Origin of the sequence: Rhizobium sp. PRIMUS64 (assembly GCF_023006465.1) — a bacterium.
GTDB lineage: Bacteria > Pseudomonadota > Alphaproteobacteria > Rhizobiales > Rhizobiaceae > Rhizobium > Rhizobium leguminosarum.
Genome location: NZ_JALBGX010000403.1, coordinates 1 through 223, shown reverse-complemented (window position 1 = coordinate 223; position 223 = coordinate 1). Strand labels below are relative to the sequence as shown.

Annotated in this window: 1 pseudogene; it reads left to right on the top strand. The window is 61.0% G+C overall.

Annotated elements, in window-relative coordinates:
• Nucleotides 1–223 (top strand): annotated as a pseudogene (locus tag MOV76_RS39755) (recombinase family protein); the annotation flags it as partial.

Here is a 223-nt window from a genome sequence, read left to right as displayed (position 1 = left end):
CAATCGCTGGACACGGGAGCGGGTCACCGCGCTGAGGTCATATCGCAAGATTCCGGTCTTCCGTCCGCAGATCGACGGGGTTGAGCCATGGCTTAATCTGGGCGGTGCGGCGAAGTTACTCGGGATATCGCCAAAGACGCTGCGTCTGGCGGCCGAGGCTGGCGATATTAAGGGGGCTCATCCGCTACCCGATGGCCCATGGATCTTCAGCCGTTCCAAACTC